Raw genomic sequence first — 25,030 nt, 5'->3', positions numbered from 1 at the left:
ACTCTTTTTTCAGTATATAACTATCCAATTTACAAGTTGATTTTTTCTGGTAAAAGCGTAAAGAAACGGTAATGAATCACCTATATGGTTATATTTCAACGCATACAAAATATACAATTTTACCTATATACAAGCACAAAAAGAGCACTACTTATCAAAAGTAGTGCTCTTTCACGATCTAATAACCAATTACTTTAGAATATACAAAATTACCTATACCTAATGATTGTATATATGCCTAAAATCAGTTACAAAATTATGACAATATTGTTTGCTTACTAGCGTATTTAAACTTTACTACTATAACTTCAACTTACTAACAATAGCTTCAAGCTGTGCTTTCACATCCTCTAACATTTGATTGGCTTCATCTAATTCAACCTTTTGTCTAGCTTCAGATTGATAAGGTAAACAAGATTGTAATAGCTCCATAATATCCTCTTCTTGTGTAGAGATAATTTCCTTCCAATCATGTAACTTTGTCTTCCGTCCCATCTCTTTTGCTTGCTTTCTATATTCAGATGGAGTTGTATGGAACCGCTTCTTAAATGCCACGTTGAAGGCCTTAATATCTGCAAATCCACAACTGCTAGCAATATGTGCGACTCTATCATTAGAGTTAACCAGACGGACTGTAGCCTCTCGCAATCTCAAGCGCAATACATACTCAAGAAAAGAAACACCTAACTGACGTTTAAAGAATTGGGATGTGTAGTTCACATTATAGCCGCCTATCTTAGCAATATCTTCTAGCTCAATCTTCTGTTGATAGTTTTCATCAATATAAGCAATCATCTTATCAAAGGTGGCTACAGTCATATCCACAGGTTTTGTATGTACAGGGATAGACTTGACCGCATCAATTTCACGATATATAGCACTAGTCAAAGCCAAATAATGATGTTCCAGCCATAATTGATAATCAGGACTTTTACCATTCACCATTAACAACATCATTTGTGCTGCATTATGCCGTAATGACGTAAAGAAAGGATTATTCCGATTACTTGCATCTGAACGCAGTACAAATTGATACATTCCAAAGTTAGGATCAAAGTGTTGAAAAAACTCTTTACTTATATGAATAACAAGAGCTGTTGTATCCTCCTCTAAAGCCAACGTAGCATGTCCTACTTGGGGAGACATAATGATACTATCAAGAGGCTCCATTGTAAAAACCTCACTGTTACAACTCATATCAATTCTACCCTTTAACAAAATTAGGATTTCAACACCACTGTGCCAATTATAATGATATGTACTAACCTTATATATATCACTATTAAAGTCTATATGATTATGTTTATAAGTATAGTAAAAGTAATCCATAACGATTACATGCTCCCTAGAAAATCAAATTAAAAATGCACCCCTTATTAATCTAAGGGATGCATTTATTATGATATATATATTTAACAACGGTCAACAGCAACTTAATTTTTATCTATTAAGCCTACGCAAAATGTTGATATTCACATTACTATTGCTATTATACCTAATTAACAATTACATAACCGCTGTAATAGCTGCTGCTAAACCGAAGAAGATACCTGGTGCATTGGCTAATGCTACTGGAATGTCTCTATGTTCTTTGAACAAACCATATACTACCCATAATGTACAGTTGATAGCCGCTACGAGTGGTTGAATCCAATCACCAGTACCTGGATGTGCTAAGTTGTGCATGATTTGTGGGAAGTAAGATACATACATAGCTACAGCAGTAACAGTTGCAACTTTGCCTACATTTTCCATAAATTTTACTTGATTCATATATCCTCCAAAATTATAACTTACTAATTTGTTTACTCCTGATGAAGTATATTCTACTCAGTTTAGAGAATCTAACTATCCAAATTAAAAGACAAATTTTTGAGTTAAATTAAGCAAAAATCATAGTTTTCCTTATCTTTTTCTTATTCCTAGGCTTCACATATATATAAATTCACCCAGAAAAAATACACTAAAAAAACACTATTCGTAAAGAATAGTACTTTTTTAATCATTTATTCTAATTTTAATATATAGAAAATCACCCAATTCTAATCTTTCTATATGACCCCAAAATTTAATTTACATGAGTCCAAATTTTATTTACAACATTTTGGAGTTAAATCATTAATTAGAAGGATAATTAGAAGATTAGTTATAATGCCTTTACTACGTCGGCTAACTTCGCTTTTAAAGTTTCTAATTTTTGACTCATAAACTCTAGCTCACTCTTAGCCCTTGAATCATCTTCATAAGATAAAAATGAATGTAGTAGATCTAGGACATCTTGATTTTCAACAGATACGATTTCTACGCCATCTTGTAATGTAGTTTTTCGGCCAATAGATTTTACTTGTTTACGATATTCTGTGGGAGTCATACGGAAATATTTTTTGAAAGCTACATTAAAGGCTTTAATATCTGCAAAGCCACAACAACTAGCAATTCTAGCAATAGCCTCATCTGAGCTCGTCAACCGCACAGTTGCATCTCTCAATCTCAATCTTAGTACATAATCTACAAAGGAAATCCCCATTTGGCGTTTAAAGAATTGAGACGTATAAGCCACATTATAGCCACCAATCTTAGCTATATCTTCTAACTCAAGCTTTTGCCGATAGTGTTCATCAATATAAGCAATCATCTTATCAAAGGTAGCAGGTTTAATATCGCCAGGTCTTGCGTTTTCATGGACAAGTTTAACTGGATCAAATTCTCTAAATACATCACCTGCTAAAGCCAAATAATGATGCTCAACCCACATACGATGTACAGGACTTTCACCTTTAGCCATCAACAACATCATCATAGCCGCATGATGACGTAAGGTAGTAAAAAATTGATTATGCCGAGTACTTTCATCAGATCGAACAACAAATTGATACGATCCAAAATCAGAATCATACTGTTGATAAAACTCATTGCCCACATGAATGGTAAAAGCTATTACATCCTCCTCAAGGGCTAATATTGAATGCCCCACTTGAGGTGAAATAATAACTGCATCAAGAGGCTCCAACGTAAACACCTCATCATTACAACTCATCTCAACGCGCCCTTTTAATAGGATGAAAATCTCTGTTTCCCCATGCCAGTTGTAATGGTATGTACCAATTCGATATATATTGCTGCTAAACTCTATGTAATTATGTTTATATGAATAATCGAAGTAATCCATTACACATTTACTCCCTAAAGTAATTTCGCTCTTAACTCCTGCTCCTGTGATTTACTCATCTCTAACAAGGCAAATTCATCTTGAGTCCACGCACCAAATAAAATTTGGTCTACAACAGCTCCAACAGATTCAGTACATAATTGGGAATTATATACTTGTTCTAAATCACGTTTATACACTTGAAGGCTTTCAAAGAGTCTACTCTGTTCAAGTTCATTACTATTAGAGACCAAAGACTTTACAATTCCATCATGATGCTCTTTAGGAGTAGCTCTCGCTTGTAAAGGATCTACTATCATCATTTCTAGATAACGTAATTGTGTCGTCAAATAGGATAACTCTGGCTTAGTAGCAATTAAACAAAAGTCTACGGTATAGCCTTTAGATTTTAATAATGTAGCTGTATTAATTGGTACTGACGCTGAACGCAATGTACCTTCAATAATTAAATTGTATTTTAAAGAGCTTAATTTATCAATTATAGACTCTACCATCTTCCCAGCAAAGACCTTTGTGTAATCTACACTATCAACACCATATTTCTCTTGTAGCTCTCTAAAATGTGGATGCTGAGCACGATAAGTGTCACCATCAATGACAATATAGTCTCCCTTAGACTCCATCATTTTTACACGATGAATTGTAGTTTTCCCAGCCCCACTTTGACCACCTAAGATGACAGCATGAGGTGTACTAGATATATTTTTATTAAACGTTAGCAAATCAATGGTAAGTTCTAAGGCCTTATCAAAGTCTTCAGAACTATAGGACTCAATATCTTGAATATCACTATATGACTTTAAAGACTTAGCAACTTCCGCAGTATGAGCATCAGTCCCTAGTGACGCTTTAATACGATGCTCAATACCTGTCATCTTTGACTTTAAAGATTCTAATTCATCTACCGATGTAACCATATACAGTTCTGTATTAACAATATAAGAAAAGGCTTTTAGTAAATCTATATACTTACTAGTATTGCTATCGCCTACGATTTTACATAAGCGAGCTAGTGTTTCCGCACTTTGTTCTTTAAGAACTTCTATTTGTAAGGTTAAGTTATACTGTTCAATAATATTCATTGTTCAGTCCTCTCTCAAAGCATATAAAAATGCATCCCTAATCTAAGGGATGCATTCATTATGATATATTTATTTAACTACGGTCAACAGCATCTTGAAGTTTTCTCGTGCATCAAGGCTATGAGACACTTCAGATGGCAGGTAGCAGCCCTAATAGATACACATCAAAGGTATCCCCAGGACGTACCTCGTGTATACCTCTCGGAATACATGCCAATGCATTAACAGTATATAAACCTAACATGCTACTACTGTTAAAATGACGGTTAGCCACAAAGCGTGGCACGCCACCACTGAAGATTACTTTACCTTGTACATAGCGATCAAAAGCGTTGCGTTTAAAAATTTCCGAATCCATAACACAGGCCACCACTGGTGTAGTCCAGTTTGCCAAACCTTTATAGCGCTTCAAGGTTGGTGCTACGATTAAATGCCAACCGTTAAAGGCAGCCCCTGGATTACCAGATAGACCAAAGATGATTTGACCTTTCGGTGTCACAGCACCATAAGATGCCGCACCAGGACGCATTTGAATACGTGCATAAATAGATTGAGCCCCTAGTTTCTCATAAATAAGAGGCATTGTATCAAAGAGACCTACCGATACACCGCCAGAGCTAATGATAATATCAGCGTTTTCACTGAGTTTTAATACATGCTCAATTTCAGAATCAAGCGCTTCTGGCGCATCACTCACATGATAATGGGTTATCTTATGAAAACCTAAATCCTCCAACAAGCCACAAATCATAGCTCGATTAGAGTTGTAAATCTTGCCAGGTGTTAAACTTTCACCAGGTTCAATCACCTCATGTCCTGACGTAAGGACTAATACGCGAGGCATTGCATTTACATTTATTTCAGTAAATCCTAGACCAGTCAAAATAGTTTGTACTGTAGAGGTTACCTCTGTACCACGTGGAATCACAGTAGTTCCAGCACTACATTCCTCACCTTGTGGGATAATATGATCACCACATTTATATTTACCTTGTATAGTAATGGTTGTACCAGGTTCGCCAGAACCAACCACCTGTTCTTGCATAATAACTGTGTCACAGGTTGTAGGAATCGGTGCCCCTGTCATAATACGTACAGCATGACCTGCTTCAACAGGTTTATCCCACACTACGCCGGCCCCTATAATACCATCAACAATGTATTCTGTACGGCTTTCTTCATAACTAATAGCATACCCATCCATAGCAGATTTTGGAAATGCCGGCACATCGGTGGGCGCCACAATATCTTCGGCCAACACATAGCCCTTTGCATCCTTCACATCAATAGTTTCCACTTTGTGGACTTTTGTTTGTAAGGCCTCATCCCATAGTTGGAGTGCCTTCTCAACAGTAACAACGATCATGTAAACCCCTCATCATGTCCTGTATGCGGCGTACCAGTTCAGGTACGTCTTGATCTAACTTGCTAATTTCTACGATAGCTACTCGATCCATCGGGTCCGAGATTAACTCTTCCGTATGTCCCTCTTGTGTTACCTCTATAATAGGGGCAATACCTTGAGATCTTGTTTCTAGTATGACTATATCCACAGGCATAAACTGTGATAAATCATACAGATTAGATTGTTCTTGTGTACGCATACGAATCGCCGTTTCATTAGGGCCTGCAATAGCAACTACATCAGCTCCAGCTTTGTAGGCTAAATCAGTATCAGTCCCATCGTGATCCATTTGAAAGCCGTGTTTATCACTCTTTACAACGCCTACAGAAAATCCAGCTCGTTGTAACTCAGCTACAAGGCGGGTTACTACCGTAGTCTTACCTGTTTTACGTTTTGATGCTACTACACTTATAACTGGAACTCGACGAAACTCATTTTCTGCTAATGCACGAGCCCATTGATAGTCATCATAATGATTTACATTACTTAGCTCCCAATTATAATCACTGGCATCGATAGATTCAACATGACCAATCGTATCAAGGGCATGCTGCAACGATACGTCTTTACCGGCTAGAATAGATGGAAGTAATGATACAATATGAGGTCTATAAATTCCTGCCATAGGTTCTGGCTTACCACTAGAACCAGTAGGAACTATGGCATTCCAATTATTATGATTCACTTGATATAACCAATCATAATATAAATCCATAGGCATAAATGGCATATCTACAGCCATCACCGCATAGGCAGGACTCATTCCAACAGCTAGAGCACTATAAAGTCCACCTAGAGGACCACATCGCTCAATAGAATCCCGAACAATAGAAACTTTTTTCTTTTCATCGTTCGATAACGTATCAATGATATGAGTCTGAATGGCATGTCCTAACTGATCATCATCACCAATGGAGATGATAATATCAGCCACATCCGCTTCTAATCCCTTGCGAAGTGCATGAGATATGAGGCTTTCACCATTAACCCAAGGTAATAATGCCTTAGGTTGCCCCATTCGAGAACTCAAACCACCAGCCAAAATAATTAATCCTAATTTATCCACGACGTCCTAAACCTCGTTTAACACCTTGGTAGATGAATAGTAAAACAACAATATTTAAAATCCCATCTGGTACCATATAAGAGGCGTTATAAATCATGGAGTAAATCCATGGATTTTGTCCTTGTGGAGCATAGCTAGCGAACACAACTGCACCACTCGTAACAGAAGCAGCCCAACGCAATACAATAGCTACAATAGATCCAGAAATGAGACCAGAAATAGAATCTTTGAAATAACCACATACACCTATAGCACCATAAGCAACTAGATAATCCAATATAATACTTAAATAGTGTACAGATGATTTAAAGCCTAAAATAAAATGTAAAATACCATATACGACGCCAGCAAAAATCCCCCGTGCACCACCCCAACGATAGGCATAAATCATGAGCGGCACTAAAGCTGCAGCCTTAATAGAGCCGCCTTGAGGCATATGAAAAATCGTAATAAACGATAATACTTGAGCAATTGCAATCGCCACACCTGCTTCTGCAAGCATGCGAGTTTTGGACTGATCCATGTCAACCAACCTCCTTTTACCATATATATTAATGTATATAACTTGCATAATCTACTTGTATTGTACTACAGTTCGTTTCTGAGTCCAAACAAAATATTCGGAACGTATTGAAAATTTTACGCGTCTCTTGTATAATGGTACAGGTTCAATTTGTAATACTCGAAGGAGATATAGAAAATATGATTAACACAACGAACATCTTTGATTATGAAGACGTGCAATTAATTCCTAATAAATGTATCGTAACTAGCCGTAGCGAATGTGATACACATGTTAAATTAGGTAATCGCACATTCCGCTTGCCAGTAGTTCCTGCAAATATGCAAACTATTATCGACGAAGAATTGGCAGAAAAATTAGCTCGTGAAGGTTATTTCTATATCATGCATCGTTTCCAACCAGAACGTCGTATGGACTTTGTAAAACGCATGCACGACCTTAATTTATATTCTTCTATTTCCATTGGTGTAAAACCAGAAGAATTTGCTTTAGTTGATGAATTCAAAAAAGCAAACTTAACACCAGAATACATCACAATCGATATTGCACATGGTCACTCCAACGCAGTAATCGATATGATTCAATACATCAAAAAGAACTTGCCTGGAACTTTCGTTATCGCTGGTAACGTAGGTACACCAGAAGCAGTTCGTGAGCTTGAAAATGCTGGTGCAGATGCAACTAAAGTTGGTATCGGCCCTGGTAAAGTTTGTATCACTAAATTAAAAACTGGCTTCGGTACTGGTGGTTGGCAATTGGCTGCTGTTCGTTGGTGCGCAAAAGCAGCTACTAAACCTATCATCGCTGACGGCGGTATCCGTGACCACGGTGACATTGCTAAATCCATTCGCTTTGGCGCTACTATGGTTATGATTGGTTCTCTATTCGCTGGTCATGAAGAATCTCCAGGGGAAGAAAAAATCGTTGACGGCAAAGCAGTAAAAGAATACTTTGGTTCTGCTTCTGAGTTCCAAAAAGGTGAACGTAAAAATGTAGAAGGTAAAAAAATCTTCATCGATTCCAAAGGTTCTATCTTTGATACATTAGTTGAAATGGAACAAGATTTGCAATCTGCTATTTCTTATGCTGGTGGTACTACTCTACAAGCAATCCGTAAAGTAGACTATGTACTTGTTAAAAACTCCATCTTCAACGGCGATCGCTAATATAATATTACATGTAAAAGCCACAGGATTTATCCTGTGGCTTTTTTGTATGTAATCAATGTGATCTACAACATATTCGTAATAACATTGCCATATTTCATAAATTTAGCCCCAAAGACATACCGTCTTTGGGGCTATTATTTAAGCTTCAGCTTCTTTGGATTTGTCCATTAACATATATGCATATTTACCAATTGCAGCACTTACTACAAGTAATGCAGTCAATACGATAAATGCCACTGTAAGACTTGTGCCATGAGCAATGAAACCAATCAATGCTGGTCCCATCAAAATTCCCATATAACCAAGCATCGTGGATGTTGCCACAGCTTGTGTCATAGGAATAACATTTTGTTCCCCCATAGCAGAGAATAAATTTGGTACTACCATAGCTAAGGAGATACCAAGTAATAAATACGTATACATGGATCCATAACCTGGCAAGAATACGATAAGGCCCATTGCAATAGCACCTAACAAATAACCACCAATAACAACTTGTTTAGAGGTTAAGTGTTTACCAATTGTATTACCAAGAAGACGTCCAATACACATAGTGCCATTAAAGAGCATAACGCCCATAACGGCTTCTTCGATAACAATACCTTTATCTTCGAATAAGTATAGTGCACTCCAATCCCCTACTGCACCTTCAACTAAGTAAGACACAAAGGACAAGAGGCCAAAGATAATAGCAATCGGATGGAAGGATAATGGGCTTTTAGATTTTTTAGTAACCTTTGCATTTGGATCACTCCCAAAGGTCAACATAAATTGACTAACCACAACCATGGCAATGAATAATATGATGAGAAGTCCCCAAATACTTTCATTAACAGGTAAGGATAAGATTTTTAAAAGGACAAGCAAAACACCAGCACCAGCAAAGCCACCTAAGCTCCATCCACCATGATAGGCACCCATTAAGTGCTTTTTACTCACCTTTTCAGTTAGGATAGCTTGTAAATTAGCAGAAGCACCACTAAGGCCGACACCTATGCCAAAGAAGAATAAAGCCGCTGTTGTAGTAGCAATAGTAGAACACATGGTGACAATGGCAAGAGATAACATACCAATAAAGCTAGCTAATAAAACGACTTTCTTGCATCCAAAGTTCTCTACTAACTTACCAGCTATGGCCATGGACAAACAAGAACCTACACCAAGCACTAAAATCATAGAACCCAATACATCTTCACCTATACCAAGCTTTGCTTTTAAATATGGTACAAAGCCTGCCCACAAGGCTGTATACATACCGGGAATAAAAAAGCCCCCAAAGGCACCACGAATATTCGCTGTAGAAATAGAAACTTGATTGTTCATTACATCCTTTCTGGCTTCTAGAACCGTCCGGCGAAGAAAGGCCCTTTTTATCCGCAAAGCGCTAAAACTTGCACAATGCAGGAAACCATTTTAATTACATATGATTTAATCTTGGAATATAATAACCCTCTTTACGATACATGTAAAGAGGATTTTCTAAATTTAAACTAAACTTAAAAAGCGATATAAAGTATATCTGATTAAGTGCAACTAATTAGTCATTTAAATGACATTTAGTAAAGGATACATATTCCCACACAGCTTGTAAGTAAGGCCACAAGAACAGGTACAGCAGTTCGTTTAAGTAAGTCTACTGATTTAATATGCGCCACGCCTGCTACACCAACCATTACTGGACTAATAGGACTAAGGAATAAGCCTAGGCTTGCACCGTTTTGCATACCAAGCATAGTAGTAATCGGATCCAAGCCTAAATGCGCTACGATATTTGGTACTAGTGGAACTAATGTAAATAACGGTGCTACATTGCTGCCGGTTACCATGCTAAGACCTAACATACCGCCCCCTAGAACAGAGGTCAGTCCAATGGAGTTAAGTGATAATGTTTGAAGTGCGCTAACTAAGGATTCAATAAGACCTAAGCTCACTAAGCCTAGTGCAAAAATCTGTCCCCCTATAATCAAGGTTACAGCATAGGAAAACTGATTCCCCATTCCCTCAAAGAATATTGTGGTACTCTTAAGGACTGTCCGTAAATTACGGTGTCGAATCAGTTCCGCTAACAAGGCAATACCAAAAGCCAGCATCATAGCCAAAGTGACATTCATCTTTACACCAGGTAAACCATATTGACTAAAGCCCAAAATAAAACACAATGGTAATAATGGGAATAGCATATATGGCTTAGGCCCTATTGGCGCCTCTGGAATACTTTCACAAGCATCTATAGCCTTAGGTTCCTCCACTCGATCACGATATTTCTGCCAGAAAAAGTGTGCTATAGCCGTCACAATGGCGACTAAGAAATACAGACGCAACTGGTAGCCTACAAAATAGTTTGGCACAGGCATATTCAATGTCTTTGCAATGAGTAAGGTAGATACCGCACCAGGTCCTACATCCATAAGATGCCCCGTAGCAATAACTGCTGCAGCCCCCACTGGGCTCACCCCAAAGCGAAGCAATACGGGATACATAGTAACCATCATAAGGAGGGCAAGACTCAATGGATTAGGTACACAAATAGACAGTCCCATATTAAGCAGAAACATCAGGGCTAGCACAATATATGGGCGATTTAGACGATATAGCGGTCGGATAAAGGTATGTGCCAATCTCGTCCCTGCCCCAATATATTCCATATATTTTGCATAACCAGCACAAGTCATAATCATGAGGCCTAAATTCACTATATTCTCGGATGTAGTAATCCGCACAATATCCATAGCATCAAATACCAAGACACCTGTAGATTGAGACTCAACGAGTATAGCGTCAATCCAATTTGCTTCATAAGCAATAAACATCATGAGGATTCCCATACCAATTAAAACTGGCTGTGGTTGATAGCGCTTCATTAATAATATACCTGTAATAGCAATAATAGTGATACATATAACTATATTCATAAATAAGCACCTCTCAACTAGAGAATATATATCAGACTTATATGGGACTTACATTAGACGTATATTAGACTTACATTACACTTCTATTATAACTATATTATACCTATATCATGCACAAAACATAAATAAAGATACAATGAAAAAGCACCATTATCTATAAGATAACAGTGCTCTTATTTCTTCTTATACTTTTATTTATGCTCTTTTAACCATGCAATGGCATATTCTGCATATACGGCAGATGCTGCCGATAATACGGAGTCATCCATATTAAATCGATTGTTATGATGATCGTACGTAGCCTCTACATCAGGATTTTGAATACCAATAAAGGCAAAGCATCCTGGTTTATCTTGTAAATACCATGCAAAATCTTCCCCTGGCATTACTTTACGCATTTTGGAAAGCTTGTCTTTACCTAATGTATCAATAACGACACGTTCCGCCAATTCACTGGATGCAGGATCATTAATAGTAGGTGGTACTTTTTTTACATACTCTAATGTAGCAGTAGCACCATAGGCCTCTGCCGTATGTTCTACTACACGGCGAATGGAGTCTACATAATATTCTTCTTGATCAGGATCAAAGAAGCGAATAGTACCACCCATTTTAGCTTCCCCAGGAATAACATTCCATTCAGATCCAGAGTGAATATTCCCAATAGTGAGCACTAAAGAATCTAAGGCACTAACATTACGAGAAACCACCGTTTGCAAGTTCATGACGATAGCACTAGCTACTACAATGGCATCAATCGCTTGATGCGGCTGTGCACCATGGCCTTGCTTACCTTTTACATTGATAGTAATCTGGCTACTTGCAGCCATACGAGGACCTTCCTCTACAGATATGAGTCCTGCTGGTAAGTCAATCCATACGTGACCTCCAAAGATGGTATCCACCTTATCGTACCAGTCACCAAATTTAATGAAATCTGGTGCCCCCGCTCCTGTCTCCTCGGCTGGTTGAAAGGCTAAATATACGTCGCCTTCGATGCGGTCTTTCATAGACATTAACATCTTAGCAGCTCCTAACAAGATAGCCATATGACCATCGTGACCACAAGCGTGCATTTTGCCTTCAGTTTCAGATTTATAGTCTACCGTATTATGTTCGTGAACAGGCAATGCATCGATATCGGCACGCAACGCGATAGCCTTGCCAGGTTTATCACCGTGGATGATACCAATCAAGCCGATGCCACGCTCTGTATCTACACGAACCTCTACGCCCATAGATTCTAATTCTTCAGCCAGTGTCTTAGTCGTTTCAAACTCTTCATTGCTCAGCTCTGGATGTTTATGGAAATATCTACGCCAATCTTGAACGTAGCCTTTATATTGTTCAATTAAATCGCGACTATGCATGGTATCGCCTCCTTATAAAATCCCATAATCAAGGGGAATAACAGGGTAAAAGTAAAAGAAAACGACAGGCATAGCCATGTCGTTTTCTTTATGTCTTATCGGTTGCGTAATACTGCTTGTACCGCCAAGGATACAACAGCTGTTGCAACTGCCACAGCAGCCGTAATTTTTGCTGTTGTGAAAAGCTCTTCTTTTGTAGGTTTTGCTTTTGTAGCAATATCCAATGTTTTTGCTACAGCAGGAACTAATACTTCGTTACGTAAGGATTCTGTATTCATATTTACTCCTCCAATATAGACTGTTTCTTCTAGGGTAACACGAATGAGAACTAAAGTCTATATATTCATCGACTTATTTCAATGATTATACGGTTACGCAACTATTTTAAATGATATTTATGAAAGTTATCCGAAATATTATTTTGCTGCTAACTCTTCAATAGCTTCAGCTACAATAGTGATGGCTTTTTCCAATTGGTCTTGAGGAATATTAAGAGCTGGTAAAAGACGTACTTTATTTTTAGCAGATAAGCACACAACGCCCTTTTCAAGACATTTCGGAATGACTGCTTTTGGATCTACTGTAGTTTCAATACCAAGCATAAGGCCCATGCCGCTTACACCTAGAATACCAGGTTTGCCTGCTAAGGTAGTTTTTACATAGTCCCCTTTTGCTTTTACAGAATCTAAAAATTCTGGTGTTAAACGATTAATGATAGTATTGCCTGCTGCCGCACAGATTGGATTGCCACCAAAGGTTGTAGCATGTGCACCAGCATTTAATACATATTGCATCTTGTCATTGAATAATGTAGCCCCCATAGGAAGCCCACCTGCTAAACCTTTTGCAGTAGATACTACATCAGGCTCGATGCCAAATTGTTGGTATGCGTATAGACTACCAGTACGGCCATTACCAGTTTGTACTTCATCGATTAACACGAGTTGATCGTGTTCATGAGCATATTTTGTTACTGCTTGTACGAAGTCTTTATCTAGTGGCATAACACCACCTTCACCTTGAATAGGTTCCATCATGATGGCACAAACTGCTGGATTATCAAGAGCTTTTAAGGCCGCATCAATATCATTAGCTGGTGTATGAATAAAGCCTTCTGTAAATGGGAAGAAATGTTGATGGAATACATCTTGTCCTGTAGCAGACAAGGTAGTAATGGTCCGACCATGGAAGCTATTAACCAAGGTAACGATGACATGACGACCTTCGCCGTATTTATCGTGGCTATATTTACGAGCCGCCTTGATGGCACATTCATTAGACTCTGCACCAGAGTTAGAGAAGAATACCTTCTTCATACCTGTTTTAGCGCACAATTGTTTTGCCAGTTCAATTTGTGGTAAAGAATAGTACAAATTTGAAATGTGGTTCAACGCATGAGATTGTTTTGTCACAGCCTCTGTCCATTCATCATCATCTACACCAAAGGCTGTTACACCGATACCAGATCCAAGATCGATGTATTCTTTACCATTTACATCCCATAAAAGGGAACCTTTACCTTTTTCAAAACATACATTGAACCGGCCATACGTATTGGCTATATATTCTTTATCTTGTTGTTCAAAATCGATTGTATTACTCATTACATCCTCCGAACGTACGGTCGCGCCGTCGTCTATCTATGTGAAAGGTAACGATAGTAATAAACAATTACCATCGTTATACCTACTATATTACTTTACAAACATTGTGCCAAGACCTTCATCAGTCAATAGCTCAATAAGAATAGCATGTGGGATTTCACCATTGATGATAAATACCTTTTGAGCTCCTGATTTAATGGCCTCTAAGCAGCAATCCACTTTTGGGATCATACCGCCAGCGATAATACCATCTGCTTTTAATTGATCCGCCTCTGCCATTGTAATCTTTGAAATTAAAGATTCCGGATCATGCACATCTTTTAGTACACCATCAATGTTAGTCATGGCCACCATTGTTTCCGCCTTAAGGGCCCCAGCAATTTTTGCGGCTACCGTATCAGCATTGATATTATATGTCTTGCCATCAGACCCCATACCAATGGAAGAAATGACAGGAATATAACCTCTACTGATAACATCATCGATAATACTTGTATCAATCGTATCGATAGAACCGACATAACCAAGCTCATCATTTTGTTTATGAACTTGAATCATATTACCATCCACACCACAGAGGCCAACAGCCTTACCACCAAGGTCTGTTAAATCTGCTACGAGACCTTTATTAACCTTACCGGCTAATACCATTTGTACTACATCCATTGTCGCTTCATCTGTGACACGCAAGCCATTTGCAAAATGGGATTCAATTTTCATAGCATCTAGTGTGCTATTAATAGCTGGACCACCGCCATGAACGAGCACAACTTTTACTCCTACCAATTGAAGTAGCATTAAATCCTTCATAACGGATTTTTTTAATTCTTCATCAATCATAGCATTGCCGCCATATTTAACGACAACATATTGATCTGTATATTGTTTAATATATGGAACGGCCGCAGTTAAGATATGCGCCCGCATTGCATTTGTTACGTCCTTCATAGTTCCCTCTCTAACCTAGTGCTAGGCCTGTATCCTCAGGCAAACCTAAAGCAATGTTCATACATTGAACAGCAGCACCAGAGGCACCTTTGCCTAAATTATCGAAAATAGCATGAACCATAATGCGTTCATCGTTGCCAGTCACATAGATTTTCATGCTATCTGTATTGCTCAATTGATTTGCATTTAACATGCCTGTATTACTGTTTTCAGTAAATGGTACGACAGTAATGATTGGGCTACCTTTATAAAAGTCTTCCAATGCCTGTTGCACTGTATCAATGCTTATTGGCTTTTGACATAAACGACTGTGAATGCCTACCGTTACTTCCATGCCAGAATAATAATCGTCAACGATAGGAATAAAAATAGGTGCTTCACTAAGACCACATACATGCTGGACTTCAGGCAAGTGCTTATGTTGTTGACTAAGACCATATTGACGCGGTGCATAGAGGAAATAATCCTTTGGTTCACTTTCATATTGGCCAATCATCTTTTTACCACCACCGCTATAGCCTGTTAAGGATGTGATAGTGAAAGGATACTCTGTTGGCACAAGACCAGCTTTTACAAGAGGTGCAATACAAGCAATCATCCCACTCGCATGACAACCAGGGTTAGCAATATGTTTTTCAGTAGCGATGGCTGTTTTATAATCCGCACCGAGCTCTGGGAAGCCATAAGCCCAATCAGCAGCCGTTCTAAAGGCAGTCGATGTATCAATTACCTTACATGGTAATTCACCGATAGCGGCCATGATTTCTTTAGATGCCGCATCAGGCAAGCAGAGAAATACAATATCTGCCCCTTTAGCTACCTCTTTAATAGCCTCTACATTTTTACGATCCTCATCAGCTGTAGCTAATAATTCTATATCTTTTCTATCGGATAACCGTTCATGAATTCTTAAACCTGTTGTGCCTTCATGACCGACAATAAATACTTTATAGGGTGCCATAATAAACCTCAATTCTCACCTATTGGTGACTCACACCTATTTATACAACTTTCAGTTATTACTTTCAGCGATTATAAATAGGAAACAAACTATACGATTCATCACCTTCTAGGGAGATGATATTATTTCAAAGGATAGTCACTAAATGTAGCAACCATAACAGCCTTAATCGTATGGAGACGATTTTCTGCTTCTTGGAATGCCAAGGAATTTGGACCTTCAAATACCTCTTCCGTTACCTCAATACCATTCATACCAAACCGTTCAAAGATATCTTTACCAACTTGTGTTTCTGTATTGTGGAACGCTGGCAAGCAGTGACAGAATTTGGTATTTGGATTACCAGTTAATGCCATCATTTCAGCGTTAACTTGGAATGGTTTAAACGTATTGATACGTTCTTCCCACATATCATAAGTATCACCCATGGTTACCCATACACCTGTATAGATTACATCTAAGCCTTTAACACCTTCCGCTACGTTATCTGTACATGTGATGGTAGCACCTGTTTCTTTTGCAACTTTCAAACATTCTTCATAGAATGGACCGGCTGGCCAGTATTGTTTAGGACCGATAAGTCTAAAGTCCATACCCATTTTAGCGGCGCCACTCATTAAGGCATTACACATATTAGATTGACCATGACCTACATAAGCATAGGAGATTTCATTCAATGGTTTATCAATATTTTCTTGAAGCGTTAAAAAATTCGCTAATGTTTGTGTAGGATGATCCATATCGGTAAGACCATTCCACACAGGTACGCCAGAATAATCAGCTAGTGTATCTACATCGGCTTGATCAAAGCCTCTAAACTCGATGGCATCATACATAGATCCTAGAACACGAGCTGTATCTTTTAAGGATTCTTTTTTATTCATTTGGGAACCTGTAGGGCCAAGATATGTTGTATGAGCACCTTGGTCCGCAGCACCTACTTCAAAGGCACAACGTGTCCGTGTGGAGTCTTTTTCAAAAATTAATGCAAAGTTTTTGCCTACTAATGTTTTGATTTCTTTGCCTGCTTTTTTATGGGCTTTTAATTTTGCAGCCAAGTCCAAGAAGTATTTAATTTCTTCTGGTGTGTATTGAAGCATTGTTTTAAATGATGTATGTTGTAAACTCTTCATGATAACCTCTTATTTCAAACTACTTATTTAATTGCTTTTCTTGTAAAAATTCGGCGGCAATAGCAGCCATCATTGTTATACCAGGTTCCAGAATGCTTTCATCAATGGTGAAAGCCTCATTATGCAAGGCCGGATTACCTTCAAATCCAGTACCTAACCAAAGGAAAGCACCTTTTATTTTATGAAGATATGCGGAGAAGTCCTCTGCTGCCATAGACGGAAATTCAGGATGAACCACTGCTTCTTTACCAAGATATTTCTCTACAATAGATGTGGCATAATCGATGGCGTCTGGATTGTTGATAGTAGCACCATGACCACGTTTATAATCTAAGGTACTCTCTGTTTTTAATAACATATCGAGAGCTTGTAAACTTTCACCAAGACGTCGTTCTATATAATCCCGTTTTGCTGGTTCATAAGTACGACAAGTACCTTCTAGATATACATCGCCACAGCCTACATTGTATCTGTCGCCCCCCTTGATAACACCGATGGTACATACTAGATTTTCCATTGGATTTGTTTCACGAGCCACAATAGATTCTACGTTTACAATCCAGTTTGCGGCTGCTACGATGGCATCCACCCCATTATGAGGCTCCGCTCCATGAGTTGATTTACCTTTAATATGGACGAAGAAATGATCTGATGCAGCCATCAAATTACCTTTTTTTAGACCTACCGTACCAACCGGTAATTGTGGCCATACATGAAGGCCATATATTTCATCTACATCATCAAGAATACCGCTATCTACAATACCTTGTGCACCGGGGAATAATGCTTCCTCTTCGGAAGGCTGGAATACGAGCTTTACGGTGCCATGCAATTGGTCTTTAATAGACTGTAAAATGGCTGCGGCACCAAGCAAAATCGCAATGTGGCTATCATGACCACAAGCATGCATAACGCCGTCATTTTCTGATGCAAATGGCAAGCCTGTAGTTTCATGTATGGGCAAGGCATCTATATCGGCACGCAATGCAATGACTGGTCCCGGTTGAGCTCCTTCGATTTTACCGATAACGGCATAATCAGAAACATCATTTACAAAAGGAATACCTAATTCACTAAGAATCTTTTGAATAAATAAGGATGTATTTTTTTCTTCACCAGATAATTCTGGATGACTGTGAATATGTCTACGCCATGCTACAACTTGTTCTTTATATTGTGCGGCATATTTCTTGATCAAATCTTGTAATGTATTCATTACTCTATCTCCTTTATACACTATATGCATATTTTATACATCATTAGCGTATTTTTATAACCTATGTACGTATTATAATACTATCACTCGTTTTATTCAAGTTTTATACAGATTTTTTGTATTTTTATTTGTTATACTATAAATTAATTTTTATCATAGTCCTTAAAACTGTAATTTACATGAACTTAATTTAGCATATAAAATACCTAAAAAATATATAATTATCATTTATATGTTTACCTATTTAATCTATAAATCAGAGAAAACTATTTGGTATAAACACACAAAAAAGACACCTTCCAAGGAAGGTGTCTTTTGCTTATATGTTCTTATATTCTTATGCTTCTATTTCTCTATAACCGACTCATCTAGCTGTGTACCGTCTGGTAAGAAAGCTTTTACTATCAATTTATTCGGTGTTACAGTCATCGCCATATAGTTATTTTTATCTCGATCTGGTGCCACATATACATCTAAAGGATGTTCTTTCCACTTAGGGCGACGAGCATCTCCGGCAATACCAGTCAGGATATATAATGGCCCCGAAGCATCTCGATTAAAGTTACGTACATGCCCTCTATTACGATAAGAATGTAAATGTGCTGACAACACTAAATCTACATTAAACTCATCAAAGATAGGCATAAACAATACGCCCTCTTCGTTGAATCCTACATCACGACTTGCGCCAGGGCGGTCAAAGGCATATTGGAATGGGTCGCGATGCATGAGGACTATCGTCCACTTTTTAGTATTTGCTGCCAAATCTTGGCGTAGCCACTGAACCTGTACATCGTATAAATCAGGATGATGTGTATCATGATTATCCTCATGATTGCTTTCATAAAGTTGCGTATCTAATACAACATAATGAACATCACCGAAGTCATAAGAATAATAACGACGATTAAAAATTTCATTTCCATTAGGCGGTACTGCGAAGTAATTCAAATACGCATAAGGCTCGCGCATTTTCCAATCTAATGTATACATCTCGTGATTGCCTAATGTCGTTGCTAACGGCACATTAGCACTCAACGGTCTGATGGAATTTAACCAAGTGCGCCATTGATAGTCTTGTTCGCCATTATCTACAAGGTCCCCCATACTAATATACAGGGCTGTCCTTGGATTGCGATGTGCTGAGTCCTTTACAATCTCTTCCCATTGAGAATAATCCCCCGACTGAGAGTCTGGATAGATAAGAACATCATAGACACTAGCGCCAGCCGTTTCCAGGGAGTACCAATCACTACGGCGATCACTGCCATACCCAACACGATACTCATACTTTGTTTTAGGTGTTAACCCTGTCAAAGTGCCCTCATGAATATAGGTAGTACTGCCATCATCGGTAAAAGCTTTATCTGTAGCATTTATGGTTTGTATAGTATCGGTCCCATCTTGGCGATATTCTATGATAGCATCAGATTCACTACTATCAGACTGCCACATAATGGTACGGCTTGTGCTATTATCTTGAGCTACAATTTGCCGAATATAACGACTTTCAGAATCGAGTAGTGGTTTTATCTCTTGACCACTCACCACAGCCGCAGTCCGTGCAATTCGACTGTATATAGTATCCCTATATACATAGCTACCTACAGTAGCAGCAACCACGGTAATAATAGCTAGTAAGGATATAATTAATCTTTTTTTGTTCATATAATTCCTTTATTAACTAAACTGTTTGACTAATATTTAATATGAACACATTATAAAACTTAAACTTAACTTTAAGTCAAATAAGATTTACCTACTATTTTTCGTAATATTGCTTCATTTGTGTATATCCATTAACGATGACTTCAATTTCACCTGTTCTAGGATGGAAGATAAGACCGTGAATAGGTACGTCTTTCGGAATCAAAGGATTCATACGCAATTCGTCTACAGTGTCTTCTACATTTTCAGCAGGGTGTGTAAATCCATCTGCCCAGCGTTCCATTTCTTTACGGACCATATGAATCGCTTCTGGTGCAATACCACGAGCCAACATTTTTTCTGTTAAATCTTTTGCCGTAGTTTTTGCCATACCACATTCATGATGACCAATGATAAAAATTTCGTTAACGCCTAGCTCATAAATACAAACAAGTAAACTACGTACAACGCCATCAAAGGGACCTGTAATACAGTTCCCTGCAGTCTTTACGATTTTCGCTTCACCGCGGCCAATATCCATGGAATCTTCTAAGAAGTTAACAAGACGTGTATCCATGCATGTAACGATTGCCATTTCACGACTAGGCATCTTACTGCATTTAGTATCTGTTTCTACATAACCTGTATTTTGATCTTCTACATATTCTCTATTATGGGCTAAAATATCATCTAATAAACTCATAGTACCTCCTATATAAAAAGACCTTGGCATACAACCAAGGTCTCTATATCAATAATGGTCGATATAAATATTATATCATATTCAGTTGTATCCATTCTAAATCACTACTAGTCTTAGATCATTATCCGCCAAAAATAGATTTAGAATAATTAGAGTTAAAACTTATCTATCAGGTGTAGATAGTGCTTCGATAGCTACGCTACCACCGCGTACAACTTCAATGCGATTAACGAACATATCTTTAAATAGAGCAATCATGTCGTTATTTTTGGATACTGTTTTTACACATTGTACGAGAACAGATTTGCGGTTATAATCGACTACCAACAAGTCAAAGGTTTGAGCAATGCGGAAGATTTCTTGTTTATCTGCTTCTTTGCAACTGTTGACCTTAATAAACAATAGTTCTTTCTTTGTAATCGGCATATCCGTAAAGTCGATAACCTTAATCACCTCTACACTGCGATTAAGCTGTTTAATGATTTGTTCGTATGTCAAATCATCGCATGTGAGCTCAATGGTCATACGAGACATGGTAGGATCTTCAGTTTCCCCTACTGTCAATGTATCAAGGTTATAGTTTTTACCTGCAAAGAGGCCAGAAATTTTAGCCAATACGCCGATTTGGTTTTCTACATACGCTGAAATACAGCGTTTTTCCATATGTAATTCCATAGCCCCTCCTATTTTTTATCCTTTAATAACATATCGCTTAAAGATTTGCCAGCTGGTACCATTGGCAATACATTGAGCTCCGTTGGAATGATGAACTCAAGTAATGTAGGACCATCTTTGAAAGCATCTGCCAATTGGAACCCTTTTTCGATATCCTCTACTTTAGTAATGCGCATCGCCTTTGCACCATAGGCTTCTGCCAATTGTACAAAGTCCGGTACGTATTCAAACTCATCATTATCAATCATATCACGTGTCACAATGGAGCTTTCATCCATCAATAAATTTGTACATGCATATCGTTTATCATAGAACAATTGTTGCCATTGGCGTACGTTACCAAGGAAGCCATTATTCAAAATAATAAGTGTTACAGGTAAACGGTAATGCATAGCTGTGGCAAATTCTTGAATATTCATTTGTACGCCACCATCACCACAGATAGCAAATACTCGTTTATCAGGGTTGCCAATTTGAGCCCCTAACGCCGCTGGGAACCCATAGCCCATCGTACCAAGGCCGCCAGATGTCAACATTTGGTGTTGTCCTTTAATTTCGAGGAACTGAGTAGTCCACAATTGATTTTGTCCTACATCAGTAGCAACAATAGGTCGTGCATAGTGGTTATTAATATAATCAATAACAATTTGAGGTGTTAAGCCTTCTTCACCAGCTTGTGTAACAGGGCGGTCAGCCTTAAGTTGTTGTAATTGTGCAGGCCATTCACCAAGATCATGAGGTTCAATATATTCTAATAATTTTTCAATAGCTAATTTAGCATCTGCTACAATCGGAATATCTACCTTAATATTTTTAGAAATAGATGCTGCATCCACATCAATATGGATAATCTTACAATTTTGTGCAAAGGTACTTAACTTGCCTGTAATACGGTCGTTAAAGCGTGTACCAATAGAAATCATTACATCACAATCAGTGAGTGCCACATTCGGTGCATAGCCACCATGAATACCAATATTGCCGAGATATAAAGGATGTCGACTATCGATAGCACCTTTACCCATCAATGTAGTTACAACAGGAATGCCTGTTTTTTCTACTAGCTTCATCATGAGATCGTTAGCACCACTAATGCTAACGCCACCGCCTAATAAGAATAGTGGTCGCTTAGCCTTGCTGATAATAGAGCATGCTTTTTTTACTTGTCCTACGTGAACTGTTGTATTTGGTTTATAGCCACGAATATTGACTTCTGTTGGATACTCATCAGAGCCCATAGCCTTTTGAATGTTTTTAGGAACATCCACCACTACAGGACCAGGACGACCAGTACGGGCAATATAAAATGCTTCTTTCAAAATACGCCCTAGCTCTTTACGATCACGAACGGTAACAGCATATTTACAGATATTGCGCACAATACCAACCGTATCCACCTCTTGGAATGCGTCATTACCCATGAGGCCCAAGTCTACTTGACCTGTAATACAAACAAGGGGAACACTATCAGCGTATGCTGTAGCAATACCTGTCACAAGATTTGTAGCACCTGGTCCAGAGGTTACCATGCACACCCCTACTTTACCTGTACTGCGAGCATAACCATCTGCTGCATGAGCCAATGCTTGCTCATGACGTGGCAAAATTACTTTTACCTTATCTTGTTTATATAATTCATCCATGATATCAATGGTTGCTGCCCCAGGATAGTTGAATAGTATATCTACCTGCTCCTCTTGAAGGGCCTTCACCACATATGCTGCGCCTGAAATCATAGGTGCCTCCTTAACTATGTAAAAAATGCATATCGCATTCTCAATATTCTCATTCGATATATCTAAAAAATTGAATATCTTATATAGATGTGTTATACTCAGTAGTGTACCACATGTTGTGGTACATGAGTATGTAATAAATCTCAAATTATAGAAATATATATTAATTTTGTCTGGAAAGGACTGTAAAACCATGAAAGAAATCTTAGGTTTCCACTTAAACGGTTGCCCTTATTGTGCAAATGCATTCCGTGCTATCGATGAACTTGTTGCAGAAAACCCTGCATATGCAGACATTCATATCAACTGGGTTGAAGATCAAGACGCTCATGAACTCTTCAAAACTCACCCTTATGAGTATTATCCAAACTTATGGTTCGACCTCGACAAACAATATGAGGCTCAACCTGGTGAAAGCTATGACCAAACAAAAGCATTAATCAAAGCTGTATTGGACAAAGCAATCGCATAAGATTATTACATAAAAACGTGATAAAACCATTAAAAAAGAGGCTAGCATAGCTAGCCTCTTTTTTTGTCTTTCCATTCAAGATACATATGTCTAATGACTTGGATCGGTGATACCAATAACATCCTAGGTCCACCATACCGCATGATCTCACGGATTTTTTCACGATACGTAGGTGCATAACAGTGTGTTTTACACACGCTACAGAATGTTTTACTTTCCATATGAGGACATGCATCAATGCGATGCTCCGCATATTCCCAAACCTGCTCACAATCCTCACATAGCTGCCCTTTAGGAGTATGGTGCTTATTATGACAATAGATGCCAATGATTTGGTACATAGTTTTTAGTTCTAACTTACGTTTTTCATCAACTGTCATACTACCCTCCTATTTCACAGACCATGATACCCAAGCCACTTTATCAACCGTTTTATTATGGATTTCTCCATTAATGGCTAATGGTTCAATGAGATTTCTAATTTCTACTTTCATATCTTCTATATCGCCCCATGTATTATTATGAAGTCTCATAGCAAAGTAATTAACCGCTTTATCAAGGCTCATAACCTCTGTTTCAGGCACTGTCTTATAGGTTACTTTTACATTATGCCCTATTTCATGAATAACATCTAAACATGCTTTCATCTTACCATCCCAAGGGAATGAATCGCGACCAAAGAAATGTTCAGATAACATATCTACTGTTTCATCGCTGCGTTCACTAAAAGCAATCCACAAGCATTTGTCCTTACTTGATTCATGCATAGCGCGAATGTTTTCTACATCAAACATGATAGGGCAAAAAATACTATATGTTAAATCAAAGGTTTTATCCCATTTTAGTTCACGGCGAGTTTCATCAGACCACGGTGCAATATACAAGCTAAGATCTAAACCTTCTGCCTCTGCTAATTGTTTAGCACCACGAATCATACCATCAGATAAATCTATACCGGTTGCCTTATGGCCTTCACGAGCTAATCCTAACGCATAGTCACATACACCACAGCCAATATCAAGGGTACAACCGCCTTTAGGGGGCAAAAGATTTTCATCCTTCAAAAAGGATAAAAACTCTGTAACCTGAGCCTTACGATCATCTCGATTATGCATTTCTACAAAGTAATTGGAACGGTTATTCCACGCATCTTGCTCATCACGCCAAGCTTCGTTGACTGTAAGCTCTTGTATTGTATTTGTCATTCTATCTCCTCTGTATCACTACATCGAAACTATG

The 25,030-nt window shown here is 38.2% G+C and carries 24 protein-coding genes; 2 read left to right on the top strand and 22 right to left on the bottom strand.

Annotated features, from left to right (window positions below):
- Positions 1 to 300: 300 nt before the first annotated feature.
- From KH109_RS04485 to thiT, 7 genes are all read right to left on the bottom strand, one after another.
- A complete protein-coding gene (locus tag KH109_RS04485) occupies positions 301 to 1,329 on the bottom strand; it encodes an AraC family transcriptional regulator (protein WP_295216250.1) in 1,029 nt (342 codons plus the stop codon).
- A 177-nt stretch (positions 1,330 to 1,506) separates the two neighbouring features.
- The gene (locus tag KH109_RS04480; protein WP_295216247.1) at positions 1,507 to 1,773 is read right to left on the bottom strand and encodes a SemiSWEET family transporter; all 267 of its coding nucleotides are present in this window, start codon (positions 1,771 to 1,773) and stop codon (positions 1,507 to 1,509) included.
- A gap of 373 nt (positions 1,774 to 2,146) precedes the next feature.
- On the bottom strand, positions 2,147 to 3,169 hold the full coding sequence (locus tag KH109_RS04475) for an AraC family transcriptional regulator (protein WP_295216245.1): 1,023 nt from the start codon (positions 3,167 to 3,169) through the stop codon (positions 2,147 to 2,149).
- Between the two features lie 14 nt (positions 3,170 to 3,183).
- Positions 3,184 to 4,251: a zeta toxin family protein gene (locus KH109_RS04470; RefSeq protein ID WP_295216243.1), complete on the bottom strand. Its 1,068-nt coding sequence runs from the start codon at positions 4,249 to 4,251 to the stop codon at positions 3,184 to 3,186.
- A gap of 130 nt (positions 4,252 to 4,381) precedes the next feature.
- Positions 4,382 to 5,617, bottom strand: coding sequence for a molybdopterin molybdotransferase MoeA (locus KH109_RS04465; protein WP_295216239.1), 1,236 nt, complete (start codon positions 5,615 to 5,617; stop codon positions 4,382 to 4,384).
- Complete coding sequence (mobB, locus tag KH109_RS04460) at positions 5,598 to 6,722, bottom strand: molybdopterin-guanine dinucleotide biosynthesis protein B (protein WP_295216236.1); 1,125 nt, start codon at positions 6,720 to 6,722, stop codon at positions 5,598 to 5,600. The genes KH109_RS04465 and mobB overlap by 20 nt, the downstream gene beginning before the upstream one ends.
- Positions 6,715 to 7,245, bottom strand: coding sequence for an energy-coupled thiamine transporter ThiT (gene thiT / locus KH109_RS04455; protein ID WP_295216234.1), 531 nt, complete (start codon positions 7,243 to 7,245; stop codon positions 6,715 to 6,717). Before thiT ends, mobB begins: the two co-directional genes overlap by 8 nt.
- Positions 7,246 to 7,424: 179 nt before the next feature.
- Here thiT and KH109_RS04450 point away from each other — a divergent pair, with 179 nt between their 5' ends.
- The gene (locus tag KH109_RS04450) at positions 7,425 to 8,411 is read left to right on the top strand and encodes a GMP reductase (RefSeq protein ID WP_039969037.1); all 987 of its coding nucleotides are present in this window, start codon (positions 7,425 to 7,427) and stop codon (positions 8,409 to 8,411) included.
- 141 nt (positions 8,412 to 8,552) lie between these two features.
- On the opposite strand, the gene KH109_RS04445 is transcribed toward KH109_RS04450, so the two are convergent.
- The 13 genes from KH109_RS04445 to ilvB form a co-directional block, all read right to left on the bottom strand.
- Positions 8,553 to 9,737, bottom strand: coding sequence for an MFS transporter (locus tag KH109_RS04445; protein ID WP_295216232.1), 1,185 nt, complete (start codon positions 9,735 to 9,737; stop codon positions 8,553 to 8,555).
- Positions 9,738 to 9,970: 233 nt separating this feature from the next.
- Positions 9,971 to 11,326, bottom strand: coding sequence for a C4-dicarboxylate transporter DcuC (dcuC, locus tag KH109_RS04440; protein WP_295216229.1), 1,356 nt, complete (start codon positions 11,324 to 11,326; stop codon positions 9,971 to 9,973).
- Positions 11,327 to 11,517: 191 nt separating this feature from the next.
- Positions 11,518 to 12,696, bottom strand: coding sequence for an amidohydrolase (locus tag KH109_RS04435; protein ID WP_295216226.1), 1,179 nt, complete (start codon positions 12,694 to 12,696; stop codon positions 11,518 to 11,520).
- A 95-nt stretch (positions 12,697 to 12,791) separates the two neighbouring features.
- Positions 12,792 to 12,974, bottom strand: coding sequence for a hypothetical protein (locus KH109_RS04430; protein WP_005385822.1), 183 nt, complete (start codon positions 12,972 to 12,974; stop codon positions 12,792 to 12,794).
- 138 nt (positions 12,975 to 13,112) lie between these two features.
- Positions 13,113 to 14,300 (bottom strand): aspartate aminotransferase family protein, encoded by a 1,188-nt coding sequence (locus KH109_RS04425; RefSeq protein ID WP_295216223.1) that lies wholly within the window; start codon positions 14,298 to 14,300, stop codon positions 13,113 to 13,115.
- A gap of 90 nt (positions 14,301 to 14,390) precedes the next feature.
- Entirely contained in the window at positions 14,391 to 15,248 is an 858-nt protein-coding gene (argB, locus tag KH109_RS04420; RefSeq protein ID WP_295216220.1) for an acetylglutamate kinase, read from the bottom strand.
- A gap of 10 nt (positions 15,249 to 15,258) precedes the next feature.
- Positions 15,259 to 16,209, bottom strand: a complete 951-nt coding sequence (gene argC, locus KH109_RS04415; RefSeq protein WP_295216216.1) for an N-acetyl-gamma-glutamyl-phosphate reductase — start codon at positions 16,207 to 16,209, stop codon at positions 15,259 to 15,261.
- Positions 16,210 to 16,331: 122 nt separating this feature from the next.
- Positions 16,332 to 17,342, bottom strand: a complete 1,011-nt coding sequence (gene argF, locus KH109_RS04410; protein ID WP_363158572.1) for an ornithine carbamoyltransferase — start codon at positions 17,340 to 17,342, stop codon at positions 16,332 to 16,334.
- A gap of 19 nt (positions 17,343 to 17,361) precedes the next feature.
- Positions 17,362 to 18,558 (bottom strand): M20 family metallopeptidase, encoded by a 1,197-nt coding sequence (locus KH109_RS04405; protein WP_295216213.1) that lies wholly within the window; start codon positions 18,556 to 18,558, stop codon positions 17,362 to 17,364.
- Positions 18,559 to 18,903: 345 nt separating this feature from the next.
- Positions 18,904 to 20,226, bottom strand: coding sequence for a fibronectin type III domain-containing protein (locus KH109_RS04400; protein WP_295216210.1), 1,323 nt, complete (start codon positions 20,224 to 20,226; stop codon positions 18,904 to 18,906).
- Positions 20,227 to 20,320: 94 nt separating this feature from the next.
- Entirely contained in the window at positions 20,321 to 20,908 is a 588-nt protein-coding gene (locus KH109_RS04395; RefSeq protein ID WP_105089499.1) for a carbonic anhydrase, read from the bottom strand.
- Positions 20,909 to 21,070: 162 nt separating this feature from the next.
- A complete protein-coding gene (ilvN, locus tag KH109_RS04390) occupies positions 21,071 to 21,583 on the bottom strand; it encodes an acetolactate synthase small subunit (RefSeq protein WP_060924047.1) in 513 nt (170 codons plus the stop codon).
- A gap of 8 nt (positions 21,584 to 21,591) precedes the next feature.
- Positions 21,592 to 23,319 carry a biosynthetic-type acetolactate synthase large subunit gene (gene ilvB, locus KH109_RS04385; RefSeq protein ID WP_295216207.1) on the bottom strand — a complete coding sequence of 576 codons (1,728 nt, stop codon included), beginning with the start codon at positions 23,317 to 23,319 and terminating at the stop codon, positions 21,592 to 21,594.
- Positions 23,320 to 23,512: 193 nt separating this feature from the next.
- Between ilvB and KH109_RS04380 the strand changes: the two genes are divergently transcribed.
- Positions 23,513 to 23,791, top strand: coding sequence for a hypothetical protein (locus KH109_RS04380; protein WP_005385785.1), 279 nt, complete (start codon positions 23,513 to 23,515; stop codon positions 23,789 to 23,791).
- A gap of 50 nt (positions 23,792 to 23,841) precedes the next feature.
- Here the strand turns inward: KH109_RS04380 and KH109_RS04375 are convergent, their stop codons facing one another.
- Positions 23,842 to 24,171: a nitrous oxide-stimulated promoter family protein gene (locus KH109_RS04375; RefSeq protein WP_295216204.1), complete on the bottom strand. Its 330-nt coding sequence runs from the start codon at positions 24,169 to 24,171 to the stop codon at positions 23,842 to 23,844.
- 9 nt (positions 24,172 to 24,180) lie between these two features.
- Entirely contained in the window at positions 24,181 to 24,996 is an 816-nt protein-coding gene (locus KH109_RS04370) for a class I SAM-dependent methyltransferase (RefSeq protein WP_295216201.1), read from the bottom strand.
- Between the last annotated feature and the right edge of the window lie 34 nt (positions 24,997 to 25,030).

It is taken from the genome of Veillonella sp. (assembly GCF_018381775.1).
Classification (GTDB): Bacteria; Bacillota; Negativicutes; order Veillonellales; family Veillonellaceae; genus Veillonella.
The sequence above is the reverse complement of the archived record's forward strand: the minus strand, read 5'-3'. Positions and strand labels throughout refer to the sequence as shown.